14 protein-coding genes are annotated in these 17,097 nt (G+C 63.7%); 3 read left to right on the top strand and 11 right to left on the bottom strand.

Annotated elements, in window-relative coordinates:
- Positions 1-6: 6 nt before the first annotated feature.
- From J3P88_RS20095 to J3P88_RS20085, 3 genes are all read right to left on the bottom strand, one after another.
- Positions 7-1,044 (bottom strand): AraC family transcriptional regulator, encoded by a 1,038-nt coding sequence (locus J3P88_RS20095; RefSeq protein ID WP_186710594.1) that lies wholly within the window; start codon positions 1,042-1,044, stop codon positions 7-9.
- A 2-nt stretch (positions 1,045-1,046) separates the two neighbouring features.
- Positions 1,047-2,177 (bottom strand): carbon-nitrogen hydrolase family protein, encoded by a 1,131-nt coding sequence (locus J3P88_RS20090; RefSeq protein ID WP_186710595.1) that lies wholly within the window; start codon positions 2,175-2,177, stop codon positions 1,047-1,049.
- 172 nt (positions 2,178-2,349) lie between these two features.
- On the bottom strand, positions 2,350-3,567 hold the full coding sequence (locus tag J3P88_RS20085; protein ID WP_186710597.1) for a DUF3422 domain-containing protein: 1,218 nt from the start codon (positions 3,565-3,567) through the stop codon (positions 2,350-2,352).
- A gap of 242 nt (positions 3,568-3,809) precedes the next feature.
- On the opposite strand from J3P88_RS20085, the gene J3P88_RS20080 reads away from it, so the two are divergent.
- Together J3P88_RS20080 and J3P88_RS20075 are read left to right on the top strand one after the other, a co-directional pair.
- A complete protein-coding gene (locus tag J3P88_RS20080) occupies positions 3,810-5,849 on the top strand; it encodes an FAD-dependent oxidoreductase (protein WP_434571203.1) in 2,040 nt (679 codons plus the stop codon).
- A gap of 226 nt (positions 5,850-6,075) precedes the next feature.
- The gene (locus J3P88_RS20075; RefSeq protein ID WP_434571201.1) at positions 6,076-6,984 is read left to right on the top strand and encodes a 1-aminocyclopropane-1-carboxylate deaminase/D-cysteine desulfhydrase; all 909 of its coding nucleotides are present in this window, start codon (positions 6,076-6,078) and stop codon (positions 6,982-6,984) included.
- A 6-nt stretch (positions 6,985-6,990) separates the two neighbouring features.
- Here the strand turns inward: J3P88_RS20075 and J3P88_RS20070 are convergent, their stop codons facing one another.
- On the bottom strand, positions 6,991-7,539 hold the full coding sequence (locus J3P88_RS20070; RefSeq protein ID WP_434571199.1) for a cytochrome b: 549 nt from the start codon (positions 7,537-7,539) through the stop codon (positions 6,991-6,993).
- A 125-nt stretch (positions 7,540-7,664) separates the two neighbouring features.
- Positions 7,665-9,071 carry a type VI secretion system Vgr family protein gene (locus J3P88_RS20065; protein ID WP_434571197.1) on the bottom strand — a complete coding sequence of 469 codons (1,407 nt, stop codon included), beginning with the start codon at positions 9,069-9,071 and terminating at the stop codon, positions 7,665-7,667.
- A gap of 219 nt (positions 9,072-9,290) precedes the next feature.
- On the opposite strand from J3P88_RS20065, the gene J3P88_RS20060 reads away from it, so the two are divergent.
- Complete coding sequence (locus J3P88_RS20060; protein ID WP_186710613.1) at positions 9,291-9,995, top strand: YebC/PmpR family DNA-binding transcriptional regulator; 705 nt, start codon at positions 9,291-9,293, stop codon at positions 9,993-9,995.
- Between the two features lie 183 nt (positions 9,996-10,178).
- Here J3P88_RS20060 and J3P88_RS20055 read toward each other — a convergent pair whose 3' ends face one another.
- The 6 genes from J3P88_RS20055 to J3P88_RS20030 all read right to left on the bottom strand — a co-directional run bounded on the left by J3P88_RS20055 (position 10,179) and on the right by J3P88_RS20030 (position 17,094).
- Positions 10,179-11,504, bottom strand: coding sequence for a leucine-rich repeat-containing protein kinase family protein (locus tag J3P88_RS20055; RefSeq protein ID WP_434571195.1), 1,326 nt, complete (start codon positions 11,502-11,504; stop codon positions 10,179-10,181).
- Between the two features lie 243 nt (positions 11,505-11,747).
- Positions 11,748-12,809, bottom strand: a complete 1,062-nt coding sequence (locus J3P88_RS20050) for an ABC transporter substrate-binding protein (RefSeq protein WP_186710617.1) — start codon at positions 12,807-12,809, stop codon at positions 11,748-11,750.
- 18 nt (positions 12,810-12,827) lie between these two features.
- A complete protein-coding gene (locus J3P88_RS20045) occupies positions 12,828-13,943 on the bottom strand; it encodes an NAD(P)/FAD-dependent oxidoreductase (RefSeq protein WP_434571193.1) in 1,116 nt (371 codons plus the stop codon).
- A complete protein-coding gene (locus tag J3P88_RS20040; protein ID WP_434571191.1) occupies positions 13,940-15,295 on the bottom strand; it encodes an FAD-dependent oxidoreductase in 1,356 nt (451 codons plus the stop codon). The genes J3P88_RS20045 and J3P88_RS20040 overlap by 4 nt, the downstream gene beginning before the upstream one ends.
- A 706-nt stretch (positions 15,296-16,001) precedes the next feature.
- Complete coding sequence (locus tag J3P88_RS20035) at positions 16,002-16,292, bottom strand: (2Fe-2S)-binding protein (protein ID WP_186710006.1); 291 nt, start codon at positions 16,290-16,292, stop codon at positions 16,002-16,004.
- Between the two features lie 7 nt (positions 16,293-16,299).
- Positions 16,300-17,094: an ABC transporter permease gene (locus J3P88_RS20030; protein ID WP_186710008.1), complete on the bottom strand. Its 795-nt coding sequence runs from the start codon at positions 17,092-17,094 to the stop codon at positions 16,300-16,302.
- Positions 17,095-17,097 lie beyond the last annotated feature (3 nt).

Below are 17,097 nucleotides of genomic sequence, written 5' to 3'. Positions count from 1 at the left end.
TGAAGCTTAACTCCCTCTGTGGCTACGGCGAAACTCCCCAGGCGTCTGGTCATTCCAACGCTTGAAGGCCCGTTGAAAGGCTTCGGCTGAGGCAAACCCCAACAGGTAGGCGATTTCACCGAACGCCAGTTCGGTATCGCGTATGTAGGTCATTGCCAAGTCGCGACGGGTGTCGTTGAGGATGGCGCGAAACTGCGTGCCTTCCTCGGCCAGCTTGCGACGCAGGGTCCAGGTCGGCAGCTTCAGGCGAGCCGCCACTTCTTCCAGGTCGGGTTCCCGGCCGCCGCTGAGCAACGGTCCCAGCAGCTGGATGATGCGCTCGCGCAGGCTGCGGGTGCGGGTCAGCTGTTCCAGTTCCCGTTCACATAACTGAACCAGGTGATGCCAGGTACTGGGGCAATGCTGCGGGTTGCGCTGGGCAAGGCTGTCCAGGCCCAGGCGCAGTTGATTCTGTTCGGCGCCAAACTGGATCGGGCAGTCACCGAGTGTGCGGTAGGCCTCCTGATACGGCGGTTCCTCGAATTCGATGTCTATGCGTTCGGGCCGCAGCGCGACGCCGCTGACGCTGGACAATTGCGCCAGCCAGCCGGCAATGATCGAGTCCACGACGAAGCGGTTGTAGGCGTTATACGGGCTGATGGAATAGAACCGCAGCCAGGCGCCGCGGGCATCCTCATGGAAACTCGATTGGCCGCGATAATTGGAGCCGTACAGCGGCTCGAAGCGGATCATGCAGCGGGCCGCCTCGCGTACGGTCGGCGCCTGGGCAGCGGTGACGCCGGCCAGCCCGGCCTGGCTCAAACGGCCGAGCTGACCCATGCGCAGGCCCAGGGCCGGGTCCTGGGTCTGCTGAATCGCGGCGTGGCCCAGGCGCATGTACCGTGGAATCGACAGGCGTGCCCCGGGCTCGGCCAGGCGCGCGGCGTCGAGGCCGTACTGTTCAAGCAGGGGCTTGGGGTCTTGCCCATGGCTGGCGACCGCGTCAGCCAGGCTATGGACGAAGCCTACCGACAGATCCCCCAGGCGCATCGGCTGCGGTTTCATGCTTACAACCACAAGTTCAACAGGCGGGCGCCACGGGCTTCGCCGTCGGGGAAGTGCTGGCCGTTGTGGCTGATAAAGCTCTGGCCGGCACTGCCGCTGTCCCAGAACTGCCCGCGCAGGAACACGCTGACGCCGCCCCGGGCCTGGCTGATAGGCAACTGGCTGGTCAGTGTCAGGCGATGCCAGGCTTGCCCCTCGCTCACTTCGCCAGGCCTGAGGCTCACTTCGCTCGGCGTGGACAGGCCTTTATAACCGCTCCAGGGCTTGTCCCAGGCGCCGCGACCGATGACAAAGGCGGGTACCGCGATCAGTTGCGCACCCTGTTCATTGAGCTGCCGGTAGTGGAGCGGGTACCAACTGTCGCTGCCGATGAGCACGCCCAGGCGCCCGGCAGGCGTGTCGATGACCAGGGGGGCGGCCGGGTGCTCGGCGCCCAGCACATCCTGTTGCTCGAACACCGGATGTCGTTGGCGTTGCGGCTGGCCGATCGGCCGGCCATCGCTGCCGAACACCAGGCTGCTGTTGTACAACGCGCCACGGCCAATTTTCAGCTCGCCTTCGTTGACGCTGGGTTCGGGCAGCACGATGGAGCCCGCCACCAGGGTGATGCCGAACTCCTTGGCCAGCCCGCCGAACAGTGTTTGATAATCACGGGCCATGCGCTCGGCTTTCATGCGCAGGTAGGCATCGTCCAATCGGTTATTGCCCTCGGCGCTGACCAGCGCCTGGACGAACGCCAGCGGATTGCTCACCGCCAGCCAGTTCATGGCTTCCTTCAGGGTGGTGGCCTGGTACAACTCGTCTTTTTCGCCACCGACCATCAGCCAGGTGCCGATGTGCTCGGGCAGGACCACGACGGTCTTGGCATTGAGAAAACCCTGGTCGCGGGCTGCCTGCAGATAGGCCGCCAGTTTGCGATGCAGGCGCTCGGGGCTTTGGTAGTCGGTGGGGAACAGTTCGGGCTGGATGCCCAGCAGATTGCCACGGTCGGCCGGCGTGCCCTGGTCGACCGCCAGGGTGATGCGCAGGTCTGACAGGTAATGGCCGGCCGGCCGATCCGTCGTCCACAGTGCGTAGGTGACCAGGGCGGCAATCAAGGCCAGTGAAAACAGCAAGTACAGAAATTTGCGCATGGGGGAACAGTCAGCGGCCGTGTTCAGGTTCGTGATTTTTCATCAAGCGTCACGGGGCAGGGTACGGTAAAACAAGGAATTAGCGAAGGGCGGGTGAGGATTTGTACGCACGGCAAGCGTCCGCAAAGGCGTCCATGGAACCCGTGGACGCCCTTCGCGCTGGGCAGGGCGGCTAGTGACTCTTGGCCTTCCTGATCCGGATCAGAATCAGCAACATGATCAACAACACCGGTGGCGTCATGCCCAGCAGCGCGTCGCGGGCCGAGAGGTGTGCGCCCAAGGTGTGCAACCCGCTGTAGACCAACTTGAACAGGTTGATCAGGTAGTACGTGATGGCGATGATCGACAGGCCTTCCACGGCGCGCTGGATCTTGATCTGGGCATCGGCGCGGGCATTGAGGCTGCGCAGGATCTCGGCGTTCTGGTCTTCCATCTCGACTTGCACGCGGGCTTGCAGCAGGTCGCCCAGGTTGGCGACGCTCATGGCCAGTTGTTCGAGGCGCTGTTCAGTGGCGGCGCAATAACGCACCGTGGGCTTGAAACGGCGTTCGATGAACACGCCCAAACGCTGGCAATCTCCCAAATGGCTTTCGCGCAACTCCCCCAGGCGCTCGAACACCAATTGCGCGTAGGCGCGGGTCGCGCTGAAGCGGTGGCGAGTCCTGACCGAACTGCTGACGACCTGGCGCGACAGCAGGGCGATATCCTCCAACAGGGCCTTGGCATGCACCCCACTGGCATTGGCGTTGCGCTCGGAGAGGCTCACCAGGGTGCGATCGAATTCGTTCAGTTGCGGGTCCAGTGCCTTGGCGATACTGAGGGACAAGGACGCCATCATGCGATAGGTCTCGATTTCCAACAGGCGCCGAATCATGCGCCCTTGGCGATAGGCGTTGAGCCGTCGGTTGATGAACAAGAGGCGATTGGTGCCGTCCTCGGTCAGGCGAAAATCGCTCCAGACCACCGCATCGCCACCGCCCACGCATGAGCCGCAAGGGTCCTTGAAACCGTAGCTGGGCAGGTCGAGGCCGGCTTCGGCGCGCACCACCACCTGAACGGCATTGATCAGGTGCTGGGTGTGACCTTCGATGCCCCGGGCAAGGCTTTCGGGCAGTGTCGTCCATTGCAGCTCGTTGCTGCTGGCAGGCACGACCAGGGTCAGGGTAAAGAATTCGGCGTGACGCTCCCACTTGAGTGGATGCCCATCAAGGCGGGTGATGCCTTGTGCGGCGTCTGCTGCGACGGTATCGGGGCACAGTCGCTCCAGTAGAGCGTTGCACTGGGCGTTGTCGCCCAGGAATGCCAAGTGGAAGACGTGGGCCGGTTCGTCGAAATACAACGACGGGCGGGCGTGCAACTCGTTGTGCAGCATTTTTCGTTGGGGATGCATGCAATGACGACTCTGTTATTAGCGTTATTTTTTGGTTTGAGCACGTGAGCCAGCGTTGGTAGGACTGGCTTACCCCGCCGAGAGTCACGCGGCACCTGATGGGTGACTGCGCATTTGGATCATTAAGTTGTCAGTTACGGTCATTGAGCAGCCGCAGCCGGACTCTTACGCTGTGGGCCATGACAGACGCAAGCCGCAGAGCTTGCGCTTTATTCCCGTGATCGCCCGTTGTGGAGCTACCGATGACCGCCTCTCATTACCCGCACCTGCTGGCCCCGCTGGACTTGGGTTTCACCACGTTGCGCAACCGTACCCTGATGGGCTCGATGCACACCGGCCTGGAAGAGAAACCCGGTGGCTTCGAACGCATGGCGGCGTATTTCGCCGAGCGCGCCCGGGGCGGCGTGGGCCTGATGGTCACCGGTGGGATCGGGCCGAACGACGAGGGCGGTGTCTACTCCGGCGCGGCCAAGCTGACCACCGAAGAAGAGGCGCTCAAGCACCAGATCGTCACCCGGGCCGTGCATGAGGCCGGCGGCAAGATCTGCATGCAGATTCTTCACGCCGGGCGCTACGCCTATAGCCCCAAGCAAGTGGCACCGAGTGCGATCCAGGCGCCGATCAACCCATTCAAGCCCAAGGAACTGGACGAGGAGGGTATCGAGAAGCAGATCAGCGATTTCGTCACTTGCTCGGTCCTGGCCCAGAAGGCGGAATATGACGGCGTCGAGATCATGGGCTCGGAAGGTTATTTCATTAACCAGTTCCTGGCGGCTCATACCAACCACCGTACCGACCGTTGGGGCGGCAGCTATGAAAACCGCATGCGCCTGCCGGTGGAAATCGTCCGTCGGGTGCGCGAGGCGGTAGGCCCGAATTTCATCATCATCTTTCGCCTGTCGATGCTTGACCTGGTGGAACGCGGCAGCACCTGGGACGAAATCGTCCAGTTGGCCAAGGCCATCGAGCAGGCCGGCGCGACGATCATCAACACCGGTATCGGTTGGCACGAAGCACGGATTCCCACCATCGCCACCAAGGTGCCACGGGCGGCGTTCAGCAAAGTCACGGCCAAGCTGCGCGGTTCGGTGAACATCCCGCTGATCACCACCAACCGCATCAACACCCCGGAAGTGGCCGAGCAGATCCTGGCCGAAGGCGATGCCGACATGGTTTCCATGGCGCGGCCGTTCCTGGCCGATCCGGAGTTCGTCAACAAGGCGGCTGCCGGTCGCAGCGATGAAATCAACACCTGCATCGGCTGCAACCAGGCGTGCCTGGACCACACCTTCGGCGGCAAGCTCACCAGTTGCCTGGTCAACCCGCGGGCCTGCCACGAAACCGAGCTGAACTACCTGCCGGTGACCCAGGTGAAGAAAATTGCCGTGGTCGGTGCCGGCCCGGCCGGGTTGTCCGCGGCCACGGTGGCGGCCGAGCGTGGGCACCAGGTGACGCTGTTCGATTCGGCCAGCGAAATCGGTGGCCAGTTCAACGTCGCCAAGCGCGTGCCGGGCAAGGAAGAGTTCTTCGAAACCCTGCGCTACTTCAAGCGCAAATTGCAGACCAGTCATGTCGAGCTGTGCCTCGACACCCGGGTGGATGTGGCGCAATTGGTGGCCGGCGGTTACGACGAGATCATCCTCGCCACCGGCATCGCCCCTCGGGTGCCGGCGATTCCCGGGGTGGAGCATGCCAAGGTCTTGAGCTACCTGGACGTGATCCTCGAACGCAAGCCGGTGGGGCGCAGTGTCGCGGTGATCGGTGCCGGCGGTATTGGCTTCGACGTCTCGGAATTCCTGGTTCACCAGGGCGTCGCCACCAGCCAGGACCGTGAGGCGTTCTGGAAGGAGTGGGGGATCGACACCCATCTCCAAGCGCGCGGCGGTGTCGCCGGGGTCAAGGCCGAACCCCATGCACCGGCACGCCAGGTATTCCTGCTGCAACGCAAGACGTCCAAGGTCGGTGACGGCCTGGGCAAGACCACCGGCTGGATTCACCGCACGGGCCTGAAGAACAAGCAGGTGCAGATGCTCAACAGCGTCGAGTACCTGAAGATCGACGACGACGGCCTGCACATCCGCATCGGCGAAGCCGGCGAGCCGCAAGTGCTGGCCGTGGACAACATCGTGATCTGCGCCGGCCAGGATCCGCTGCGTGAGTTGCAGGAAGGCCTGGAAGCGGCAGGGCAGACCGTTCATCTCATCGGCGGTGCCGATGTGGCGGCTGAGCTGGATGCCAAGCGGGCGATCAACCAGGGCTCGCGGTTGGCGGCGCAGTTGTAAGGCACAAAAACTGTGGGCGCGACCTTAGCTTGCAAATATGGAAGCCAAGGTCGCCGCCGATTCCAGGTGGGAGCGGGCTTGCTCGCGAAGGCGGTGTGTCAGTCAATGAAAATATTGGATGTGCCTGCCTCTTCGCGAGCAAGCCCGCTCCCACAGGTTTTGGTGGTGTCAGGTTCTTCGCGACCAAGCTGGTAAGATGCCAGCCCATTTCCTCCGACCTGCCGCCATGCTGCTTCCTGCCCTCGACTGGCATCCCCAACCCCGACTCGAACCCCTTCACCTGGACTGGCTCGCCCGTGCCGGTGTTGAAGTGGCGGTGTTGCGCCTGGACCGGATCGATCCACTGATCAGCGGCAACAAGTGGTTCAAACTGATCCATCATCTGCGCGCCGCCCAGGAGGCCAGTGCCGAGGGGGTCATGAGCCTGGGTGGGGCCTATTCCAATCACTTGCATGCGCTGGCGGCAGCCGGCAAGCGCTTCGGGTTTCCCACGGCCGGGCTGCTGCGCGGTCACCCCCAGGACACGCCGACGGTGCGCGACCTGACAGCATTCGGCATGGAATTGCATTGGTTGGGTTATGGCGGATACCGAGAGCGACATGCACCAGGTTTCTGGGGGCCGTGGCAGGCCCGCTATCCACATTTGCACCCGGTGCCCGAGGGCGGTTCGGGATTGCCTGGGGCACAAGGCTGCATGGCCTGGGCGGCCAGTGTCGATCAACAATTGGCGGCGTTGGGGTGGGCGGATTATCACGGCTGGTGGCTGGCCTGCGGCACGGGAACATCACTGGCTGGGCTGGTGCTGGCCGAAGCGGGCAAGCGTGCGGTCTACGGTGTGCTGGCGGTGCCCCCGGACCATGGCGTGGCCCAGCAGGTCGAGCACATTGTGGGGGAGGCGGGGCTTTGTTATCCGCGTTATGAATTGCTCGACGGCAGCCGTGGTGGCTTCGCCCGGGTCGATGCCGAGCTGACTGCCTTCATCGAAACCACGGCGGCCATCGAACTGGAACCGTTGTACACCGGCAAGGCCTTGATGGCGCTCAAGGTGCACGTCGAGGCCGGAAGGTTTGCCCCTGGCACCCGTTTGATCTTTGTCCACACCGGCGGTCTGCAAGGCCGCCGAGGGTTCGACTGACAGCGATCAGCCGCGTTTGGGCATCATCCGCAACAGCGTGTTGTCGCGTACCACGTAGTGGTGATACAGCCCCGCCAAGGCATGCAGGCCAATCAACCAATAGCCGATGGTGCCGCCGAGCACATGCCAGCCTTCCAATTGCTTGGCAAAGTCCTTGTCTTGATCGATGAGCAACGGCAAATCGAAACCGTAGAACATCACCTGGTGCCCTTCGGCGCTGGTGATCAGCCAGCCCAGCAGCGGCATGGCGATCATGAATACATACAGCGCCCAGTGCATCAGGCGGGCGAGGAGGGTTTGCCAGGCGGGGGAGGCCGGGAAAATTGCCGGTGCCTTGCCCCTGGTGCGGGCGAACAGGCGCAGCCAGGCCAGCAGGAACACGGTCAGGCCAAGCATGAAATGCGCTTCCTTGATCAGGGACCGGCCGCCACTGCCCTTGGGGAAAATTCCCCGCAACTCTATGCAGGCGTAAACCACGGCCAGCAGCACCAGCATCAGCCAATGCAAGGTTACCGTGACGGTACTGTAGCGGTTTTCCGAGTTTTTCCAGGGCATCGCGGTATCTCCAACAATCAGGGCAAAAGCGCCGTCTAGAGCGGCGTTGTGTCTCCACTGTATGCCCGTTTCGCTGGGTTTGCTTGAGCCAGATCAGGTTTGCCGGCAAGAAGCCACGCGCCGGCTCAGGGCGTGAAGTTTGGCGGGTTCAGCAGCCAGTCCAACAGCAATCCGGCATCAGGGTTGCCACGGGACGGTTTCGGTGGGGCGGCGGCGTGTCCTGCGCCGGTATCGACAGCCCCTGGGCACAGCACCGGCCGGTCGGGGTCGCCATCGAGAAAACTCACCAGCACTTCGCTGCCGGCCCTCAGCGAGGGGCTGTTGTTCAGCGTCAGTCGCGACACGGGCAGCGTGATGCCTTCCTGGTCCGGCGCCCAGAGGCTGACGCTGACTTGCCCGCGCTCATCGGACTGGGCCGGTTGGCCGGGATGGCCGAGTACATGGGCCCGGTGATACCCGGGGATGCAGGGCTTGGGGTGTTTGAGGGCCGGCCTGAACACCGTGGCCCAGGGGATGGCGGTGAAGCGGTTGTGGTAGTCACGGGCCGACGATGTGGTGGGGAGGTCCGGTTCAAGAATCGAAAACTGCCGGCCGCGGTGCTGGACCTCGGTGATTAGCCATTGATCGTTGAACGTGGAAACCGGGTGCTCGCAGATCTGCACGATGTCGCCGCCGTGCAGGGCGGGTTGGTCACTGTGGCCATGGATTTCCCGCTGCCGACAGCGTAACCGTTCCAGGTGGCGGCGACCGGCCTGGTACCGGTGAGTCAAGGCCGGGTCGCCGTGCATGGCCTCATGGTCGATCTGCTCAATGGGTTGATTCGCCGCCCAGGCCTCGGTGTCGGTCGTGGCCCGATCGCTGAACCCGATGGGCAAGCCAGGCAGCATCCCGTGGTGACGCAAATACAAGCGCTTGATGGCCGGTATCGAATTGTCGTTCGGGCGCAGGGACAGTTCGACGGGCCGTGTGGGAAAACTCTTCGGGTCTTCGGCAAACACCAGGACGTGGCCCTGGGGGGTGTGTTCGAAGTGGTAATGAATGCCTTCTTCCTCGCACAGCCGTTGCAGGAGGGTCAGGTCGCTTTCGTCGTACTGGATGCAGAACGGGCGGCATGGATACTGCCCGTGGGGCAGCTCGAAACGATAGCTGTCGGCGGGCAGGCCGTTGTCTTCCAGCAGGCGTTGCAGCACCTGCACCACCCTGAGCCGATGGAAAACCCGGCGCCGTGGGCCTTGTTCCAATTGCTGCAGGTAGGGAACCAAGGTCAAGCGATAACCGATGCGCCGCGGTGCCGGGGCGCTCAGGCAAACGCTGTGGATAATCCCATGGATACCCGAGTCGCGGTCCAGGCGCAGGAAGGCCGGGTGCCCCAATAGCAGGTCGGGGTCTATCGGTGGGGCCAGGCCGATCAATTCGAGGTCGAAACGGTACGGCTGGTTGAGGGCTTCGCGGCCATTGAAGCGCAAGACTTGCAGCTGCAAGTCGCTTGGCGTGAGCGTCAGGCTGAAGGGACTTTCCGTGTCGTTGCGCATCGCGCCTCCTACTGGCGGGGAGAGAGGCACAGAGGGTACGAAACCACGGGAGGAAATGGTGCTTGTGAGCCGCTATTTCAGAAACGCCCTACAACACACTGTGAAAATGTCGATCCGGCAGGGTGAATTTTTTGGTCGATCAGCCGGTTTAGGCCGTATAAACTTGCGCCACAGCGCCGGCCGGCAGATGTCTCGGCGCGTCAGACAAGAGAGTGAGTAATGGGCGCACAGTGGAAGGTTAAACACAAAGAAGCGGCTGCCAACGCCAAGGGCAAGATCTTCGGCAAGCTGGTGAAGGAAATCACCATTGCCGCACGCAACGGCGCTGATACCGCGACCAACGCGCACTTGCGTCTGGTGGTCGAGCAGGCGAAAAAGGCCTCGATGCCCCGCGAGACCCTGGAACGCGCGATCAAGAAAGGTTCTGGCCAGCTCGGTGAAACCGTGCAATACCACCGCGTCACCTACGAAGGGTTCGCGCCGCACCAGGTGCCGCTGATCGTTGAATGCGTGACCGATAACATCAACCGTACCGTGGCCGAAATTCGCGTCGCCTTCCGCAAGGGCCAACTGGGCGCCTCGGGTTCGGTGGCGTGGGACTTCAACCATGTCGGCATGATCGAAGCCGCGCCGGACAGCCCGGATGCCGATCCGGAAATGGCCGCCATCGAGGCCGGTGCCCAGGATTTCGAGCCGGGTGACGAAGGCGCGACGTTGTTTATCACGGACCCTGCCGACCTCGATGCGGTACAGAAGGCCTTGCCGGAGCAGGGCTTCACCGTGTTGTCGGCCAAGCTGGGCTACCAGCCGAAGAACCCGGTCAGCGGCTTGAGCGATGAGCAGATGGCCGAAGTCGAAGCCTTCCTCGAAGGCCTCGACAATCACGATGACGTGCAGGACATGTTTGTCGGGTTGGCGGGGTAAGCAGTACACCCTGTGGCAAGGGGGGTATTCCTGGGGGCCGCTCATTCTGTGGGAGCAAGGCTTGCCCGCGATGAAAACAACGCGGTCTCTGAGAAAACGAGGTGTCCGCATCGCGGGCAAGCCTTGCTCCCACAGATAAATCCCCTCGCCACAATAGGTGGTGTGTTTGTTTGGGGGGCTGGTTTAGTCGATGTGTTTGAACTCGCTTAGCAAACCTTCAATCTCATCGAACCCCGGCCGTGCCAGCACCTCCGGCTGACAGCAGCGCGCCTGCAAATCCTGCAGCCATGCAAGATCCTGTGCCGCGAGCGCCGGTTCGATCCGCGCCAGCAATTCCCCCAGCAGAATCCCGAAGGCCCGCACCTCGATGCGTTGCAGTGCGCGGGTTTGCAGGTTATCCGTGATGGCGTGGAACGACGCCGCGCCAAAATCGCCCAGCAGGCAATCGCCCTGGTCATTGCACAGGATGTTGTGCCCGTAGAGATCGCCGTGGGAGATGCCTTGGCGGTGCAGGTGCGCCGCCGCCGAGGCGATGCCGTGAGCGATGCGCAATGCCGCCGGGGCGCTCAGGCACAGATCATCGGCATACACGTCGCGGGTGCATGACGCCAGGCTCGGCAGCCCGGCGAGGTTGCGGTAGCTGGGCTCGATCAGTGCCATCACCAGCCCGGCCTGTTGCTCGGGGTGCCCGGTGACTTGGCCCAACACGTCGATCAGGTTCGGGTGTCGACCGGCCGTGATGCAGGCATGCATTTCATGCAGGGGCGAGCCGTCGCTGGTCATCTGGCCTTTGTACAGCTTCACGGCGACGTTTCGCGCCACCTGGCCGGGGGCTTGCCAGAGCGCCTGGAAAATCACCCCGGATGCGCCTTCACCCAGTGGTTGTTGCAGCGCCAGTTGCGACCAGTCGATAGGCACAGTGGTATTCAGGGCCGCCGCTTCCGCTTGGGCTTCCAGCGGGTTGCCGGCGTAGGCCAGCCAACTGAGGCTCGGTAGCCTCAACAACCATTGCGGCAGTTCGGTCAGTCGATTGGCGGCGATGCGCAGCAGCTCCAGGCGATGACACCGGCCCAGGCTCGCCGGCAACTGCTGCAGACGGTTACCGGCCAGCATCAGTTTTTGCAGGTGCGGGCGTTGGCCCAGCTCGTCGGGCAACTCGTCGACGTCGTTATCGGTCAAGATCAACCAGCGCAGCCTTGGCGGCAGCGCGACGCCCGTGACACGGGTGATGCGGTTGGCCTTGAAACCAACCATGGTCAACGCGCTGCAACGGCCCAGGCATTCGGGCAGTTCGGTGAAGCGGTTATCCGAGCAGAACAACACACGCAGGTGGGGCAGCCGATGCAGGTCGTCGGGCAGCGTGTCCAGCTGATTGCCGCTGAGGTTGAGGATCTCGAGGGAATCGGCCAGCTCGAAGATTTCCCGGGGAAACTCCGTCAAGCCGCAGGCCAGGTCCAGCCGGGTAATCCCCGAGAGCTGGCCGGCGCGTAGTTGAGCGAGGGTGTGCATGGGAGGGTTCGCTGTTGATCAAGGGGCGGGCACAAATACTGAAACCAGCACAGAACCTGTGGCGAGGGAGCTTGCTCCCGCTGGGCTGCATCGCAGCCCCAAAAGCGGCCATGCAATCAGGCTGACACACCTTGGTGTCAGGCTTGGGGTCTGCTTCGCAGCCCAGCGGGAGCAAGCTCCCTCGCCACAGGTTATCTGTTCAATTCGGTGTGAATTGGCCGCATGATAACTGCAAAGCGGGTCCTAGCGCTCGACACTGCGGTTCCAGCGGGCGTTCCAGGCCGGGCGTTGTTCGTTGACCTGGTCCCAATCCACGGCAATCGCTGTCTCCAGGTATTGCTTCATCGCCTCTACCTGGCCACGGGTCTTGTCGGTGGTCGGGGTGTTGGGGTTGGACGGAATCTGGTCGCCTTCTTCCAGGGCGATGGCCTGGGCTTGCGGGGTCAGCAGGAACTCTGCAAGTTTTTGCGCCAGTTCCGGCTGGGTGTTCTGCGCGATGGCGCATTCGGCGACGTTGAGGACCACGGCGCCTTCCTTCGGCTGGGCATATTCCACCGGCATGCCCTTGAGTTTCAACGCGGTCACCTGGGTCGGTGTCAGGGGGAATAGCGCGGCTTCGTCGGTTTGCAGCATTTCGGATATCTTCGCCGAGCTCGGGATGTACTCCAGCACATTGCGGCCCACCGTGTTCGGCCACGCCTTGAAGCCCGGCTCGACGTCGGTTTCGCTACCGCCCTGGATCCGGTTGAACATCAAGAAGCCGTGCAGGCCGAAGGTAGACGAGGCCATCGACTGGAACACCACTTTGTCCTTGAAGCGCGGATCGGCCAGGTCCATCCAGGAGGTGGGCGTATTCCAGCCTTTTTCCTTGAACAGCCGGGTGTTGTAGGCGAGCCCCGTCACGCCGAGGCTGACCGCCACGGCCTGATCCTTGATGCGTCCCTTGGCCGGGATCTGCGCCAGGGTCGGGCTGTCCTCGAGTTTGTCGCACAACCCCATCGCGATGGCGCGGTACATGATGCCGTCATCGAGGAACATCACGTGCATCTGCGGGTTGCCCTTGCTGGCCTGGACTTTCGCCAGGATGTCGGCGGAGGTGCCGGGCACGATGACGACTTTGACGTTGTTGGCTTTCTCGAAAGCCGGCAAGACCTTGTCGGCGTAGAGCCGCTCCATGGTGCCGCCGTTCATGCCCAGGTAAAGCGTCGGCTCGGCCAACGCCTGGGTGACCGGGAGCAGGGCGCCCAGGCAAGCGGAACCCAGCGAGCAGAAACCGAACAATGCACTGCGTTTGACGTTATTCATTGGCGCGACCTTCCTCTATCAAGCAACGGAGATGGAGTGAAACCGGGTGATGGAAAACGCATCCAGCGGCGTGGACGAAGCCCCGCTGCAGATGATCTCGGTGAGCGCCTGGCCCACCGCCGGGCCGATCTGGAAGCCCGCGCCGGCAAAGCCGAACGCGTGCAATAGACCGGGCTGGGTGCTGCTGTGGCCGATCACCGGCTGGCGATCGGGCAGGTAGCCTTCGGTGCCGCTCCAGGTACGAATCGCCTGGGCGCCTTGCAAAAACGGGTAGAGCTCGACGGCCTGGCACAGGATATCCAGCACGGCGTTCTGGCCGGGCCGGGCGCGAGCGGCATCCAGCGCAAAACCTTGGCCGCCTCCCAGCACGCAATTGCCGCGCGAGACCTGGCGGGCGTAGATGCCACCGCCCTCGACGCCCGTGCTGGCATCCATGACCAAGGGCAAGGGTTCGGTGACCAGCATCGCCGGGTGCCCGGTGTGCATCGGCACCGCTTCGCCAAATTGCGCGGCGAACTGGCTGGCCCAGGCACCGGCGCAGTTCAGCAGCCAGGGCGCGTGGAACGTCAGGCCCGTTGCGGTGCGTACGACAAAGCGCTGGCCCTCGTGCTCAACATGGCTGACGGCGCATTGTTCGTGGACTTGCGCACCCTGCCGGCGCGCGGCTTGGGCGAAGGCTGGCGATACCAGGCGCGGATTGGCATGGCCGTCTTCCGGGCACAGCGACGCCCCGACCGCGACGGTGCCGACCCACGGAAAGCGCGCGCGCAGGGCCGTGCGATCAAGCAGTTGCAAATCCAGGCCAAAGCCTTGGCTGGCGGCGGCATAGTCGTGCAGCGCTTGCAGGTCTGCGGCACTGCGGGCCAGCTTGAGATGGCCGCTGCGCTGGTACTCGCCGTCGATGCCGATCAACTGGGGCAACTGGCGCCAGATCTCATGGGCCCGTTGCGACAAGGGCAGTTGCGACAGCGGCCGACCCTGGCGACGTACACCGCCGTAGTTCACGCCGCTGGAGTGCGAGCCACAGAAGTCGCGTTCCAAGAGCGCCACCCGGCGTCCGGCCTGGCTCAGGAACAGCGCCGCCGAGGCGCCGACGATACCGCCGCCAATGATCACCGCATCCACTTCGATCATGGCTCGACCTCCAGGCCGAACGGTACGGGCTTGATCGGCGCCTGGGCCCGCAAGCGGCCGATGCTGGAGACGGTGCGGCCACTTTCGCGGGCAATGATTTCCGCAGCCGCGCTGCCGCACATCCGCCCCTGGCAACGGCCCATGCCGACCCGGCAGTGGGCCTTGACCCGATTGATTTCCCAATGGCCTTCGTTCACCACGCGGCGGATGTCGCCAACGCTGACTTCTTCGCAGCGGCAGATCATCAGTTGATCGGCGGCGTCGGCAGCCCAGTGTTCAGGAAAGGCAAATGCGCGCTCCAGGCCTTCGCGGAACCGGCCGATGCGTTCAAGGGCTTGTTCCAGTTGCGTGCAACGCTGTGGGTCGGTGGCGTAGCCGAGGTCTTCAAGCAAGGCCAGGGCCGCCCGTTCACCGGCCAGCTCTGCCGCGTCGGCGCCCATGATGCCGGCACCGTCACCGGCCAGGTAGATTCCCGGCACGCTGCTGCGTCCGGCGCGGTCCCGTTGGGGCAGCCACGCGCGATTGAGCGTGTTCCAGGTGAAATCGCAGCCCAACAGGTCGGCCAGTTGGGTTTCGCTGCGCAAGCCGTGGGCGAAGGCCACCGCGTCACAATCGAGTGTGTGTTCGCCGCTTGCGTTGCGCCATGCCAGCGACTGCACCCGCCGTTCTCCTTCGACACGCGCCAGGCTCGCACCTTGATGCACGGGGATGCCGCGGGTGGTCAGCCAGGCGCGGTAATACAGGCCTTTGGCGAGGGTGGTCGGTTGTACCAGCAGGTCGGGCAGGGCGCGGACCTGGGCGCTAAACGGTGAGCTGTCGAGGACCGCGACCACATTCGCGCCGGCTCGGGCATATTGATAGGCCACCAGGTACAGCAACGGGCCACTGCCGGCGAACACCACCCGTTCGCCGATGGCGCACCCCTGGAACTTCAGGGCGATCTGCGCCGCGCCCAGACTGTACACCCCGGGCAGGGTCCACCCCGGCACTGGCAGGACCCGGTCGGTGGCGCCGGTTGCGACGATCACGCCGGCGTACTCGAGGCGATCGGCGCGGCCTGCATGCAAGGTATCGAGCAGGCCGGCCTCGGCATTCCACACCAGGGTATCGGGACGGTAATCGAGCTGTCCGCGCAATTGGTCGAGGGCCTGGTGGATGGCGTTGGCCTTGTGTGCTTCGAAGCCATAAAGCTTGTCCGGCGGGCGCTTGAAATTGGCCGGTTGGCGCCGATAGATCTGCCCGCCACCGCGGGCGGCTTCGTCCAGCAGCACGGGGTACAGGCCGTGGGCGACCAGGGTCTGCGCGGCACGGATACCCGCCGGGCCGGCGCCGATGATGGTTATCGGTTTCATCGCCACCTCACGGGCAGGGCCGGGGGATTTGCGCTGTTGTCGAAGCCGTCATCGCGAGCAGGCTCGCTCCCACATGGGATTGGTTGTGGACTTGGGTTTTGTGCACGCCGCAGTTCCCCTGTGGGAGCGAGCCTGCTCGCGAAGACGGCGGCACATCCAACGACGGTTTCAGCAGGCAGACCGCTTTCGCGAGCAAGCCCGCTCCCACATGGGGTCGGTTGTGGAGGCTGGTTTTGTGAGCGCCGCAGTTCCCCTGTGGGAGCGAGCCTGCTCGCGAAGACGGCGGCACATCCAACGACGGTTTCAGCAGGCAGACCGCTTTCGCGAGCAAGCCCGCTCCCACATGGGATTGGTTGTGGACTTGGGTTTTGTGAGCGCCGCAGTTCCCCTGTGGGAGCGAGCCTGCTCGCGAAGACGGCGGCACATCCAACGACGGTTTCAGCAGACAGACCGCTTTCGCGAGCAAGCCCGCTCCCACATGGGATTGGTTGTGGACTTGGGTTTTGTGAGCGCCGCAGGTCTCCTGTGGGAGCGAGCTTGCTCGCGAAGACGGCGGCACATCCAACGACGGTTTCAGCAGGCAGACCGCTTTCGCGAGCAGGCTCGCTCCCACATGGGATTGGTTGTGGACTTGGGTTTTGTAAGCGCCGCAGGTCTCCTGTGGGAGCGAGCTTGCTCGCGATGAGGCCGTGCCCGCCGACACTGTTCATACCTGGCGCCCCGGTTCGCGGCTGATGTGCTGTCCGGCTTCGAGCAAGGTCGAGCAGGCGCGGACGCGGCGGCCGTCGCCCAGGCGCACCCAGCAATCCTGGCAGGCACCCATTAGGCAGAAGCCGGCCCGGGGTTCGGCGCTGAAGTCACTGCCGCGCAAGTGTTCGCTGCAGGTCAGCACGGCGGTCAGCAGCGTGTCGCCCAGCAGGCCGGTGGCAGGCTGGCCGTCGAGGATAAAGTCCAGGGCCGGGCGGTCGCCTTCGGCCAGTCGTTTCAGCAGTGCCATGACACCCTCATTGTTTGCCTACCAGGACCCGATCCAGGCCATAGACCCGATCGAGCAAAATCATGGTCAGCGCGGTGAGCCCGATGACCAGCGCCGACACTGCCGCCATCATCGGATCGATGGATTCGGTGGCGTACACGTACATGCGCACCGGCAAGGTTTGCGTGGCCGGCGAGGTGACGAAGATCGACAGCGTGACCTCATCGAAACTGTTGATGAACGCCAGCAGCCAGCCTCCGGCCACCCCCGGCAGGATCATCGGCAAGGTGATTTGCCGGAACAGCGTGAAGCGTCCGGCGCCTAGCGATTGCGCGGCCTGTTCGGCGCTGCGGTCCAGGCCGATGGCCGAGGCCAGCACCAGGCGCAGCACATACGGCGTGATCACCAGCACATGGGCGAAGATCAGCCAGGCGAAGCTGCCGTTCACGCCCATCAATGCAAACAGGCGCAGCAACGCCACCCCGAGCACCAGGTGCGGAATGATGATCGGTGACAGGAACAGGCCGTTGAAGAAGTCCCGGCCCGGAAACTCGAGCCGGGTGATCGCCAGGGCCGCCGGCACCGCGATCAAGGTCGCCAGCGAGGCCGCGCAGAACGCCAGGACCAGGCTGTTGTAGAACGCGTCGACAAAATCCGCCCGCTCGAACACCGCGCGGAACCAGCGCAGGGAAAACTCGGTGGTCGGCAGGCTCAGGGTGTTTTCCGGAGTGAAGGCGACGAGGCAGACCACCACCAGCGGCGCGAGCATGAAGATCACCACCAAGGCGTGGAACAACAGCGCGAAAGGACCGTTTCTAGACATGAC

The organism is Pseudomonas sp. Z3-6 (assembly GCF_051131985.1).
GTDB lineage: Bacteria > Pseudomonadota > Gammaproteobacteria > Pseudomonadales > Pseudomonadaceae > Aquipseudomonas > Aquipseudomonas zanjanensis.
Note: the sequence above shows the minus strand (reverse complement) of the source record. Positions and strands in the feature narration are given on the sequence as shown.

Coding starts and splice junctions, on each gene's coding strand:
- J3P88_RS20065 (WP_434571197.1), bottom strand. CDS start 9,071: ATGCGCAACGACACGGAAAGTCCCTTCAGCCTGACGCTCACGCCAAGC.
- J3P88_RS20085 (WP_186710597.1), bottom strand. CDS start 3,567: ATGCATCCCCAACGAAAAATGCTGCACAACGAGTTGCACGCCCGCCCG.
- J3P88_RS20075 (WP_434571201.1), top strand. CDS start 6,076: ATGCTGCTTCCTGCCCTCGACTGGCATCCCCAACCCCGACTCGAACCC.
- J3P88_RS20030 (WP_186710008.1), bottom strand. CDS start 17,094: ATGTCTAGAAACGGTCCTTTCGCGCTGTTGTTCCACGCCTTGGTGGTG.
- J3P88_RS20060 (WP_186710613.1), top strand. CDS start 9,291: ATGGGCGCACAGTGGAAGGTTAAACACAAAGAAGCGGCTGCCAACGCC.
- J3P88_RS20070 (WP_434571199.1), bottom strand. CDS start 7,539: ATGCCCTGGAAAAACTCGGAAAACCGCTACAGTACCGTCACGGTAACC.
- J3P88_RS20080 (WP_434571203.1), top strand. CDS start 3,810: ATGACCGCCTCTCATTACCCGCACCTGCTGGCCCCGCTGGACTTGGGT.
- J3P88_RS20035 (WP_186710006.1), bottom strand. CDS start 16,292: ATGGCACTGCTGAAACGACTGGCCGAAGGCGACCGCCCGGCCCTGGAC.
- J3P88_RS20095 (WP_186710594.1), bottom strand. CDS start 1,044: ATGAAACCGCAGCCGATGCGCCTGGGGGATCTGTCGGTAGGCTTCGTC.
- J3P88_RS20090 (WP_186710595.1), bottom strand. CDS start 2,177: ATGCGCAAATTTCTGTACTTGCTGTTTTCACTGGCCTTGATTGCCGCC.
- J3P88_RS20045 (WP_434571193.1), bottom strand. CDS start 13,943: ATGATCGAAGTGGATGCGGTGATCATTGGCGGCGGTATCGTCGGCGCC.
- J3P88_RS20040 (WP_434571191.1), bottom strand. CDS start 15,295: ATGAAACCGATAACCATCATCGGCGCCGGCCCGGCGGGTATCCGTGCC.
- J3P88_RS20050 (WP_186710617.1), bottom strand. CDS start 12,809: ATGAATAACGTCAAACGCAGTGCATTGTTCGGTTTCTGCTCGCTGGGT.
- J3P88_RS20055 (WP_434571195.1), bottom strand. CDS start 11,504: ATGCACACCCTCGCTCAACTACGCGCCGGCCAGCTCTCGGGGATTACC.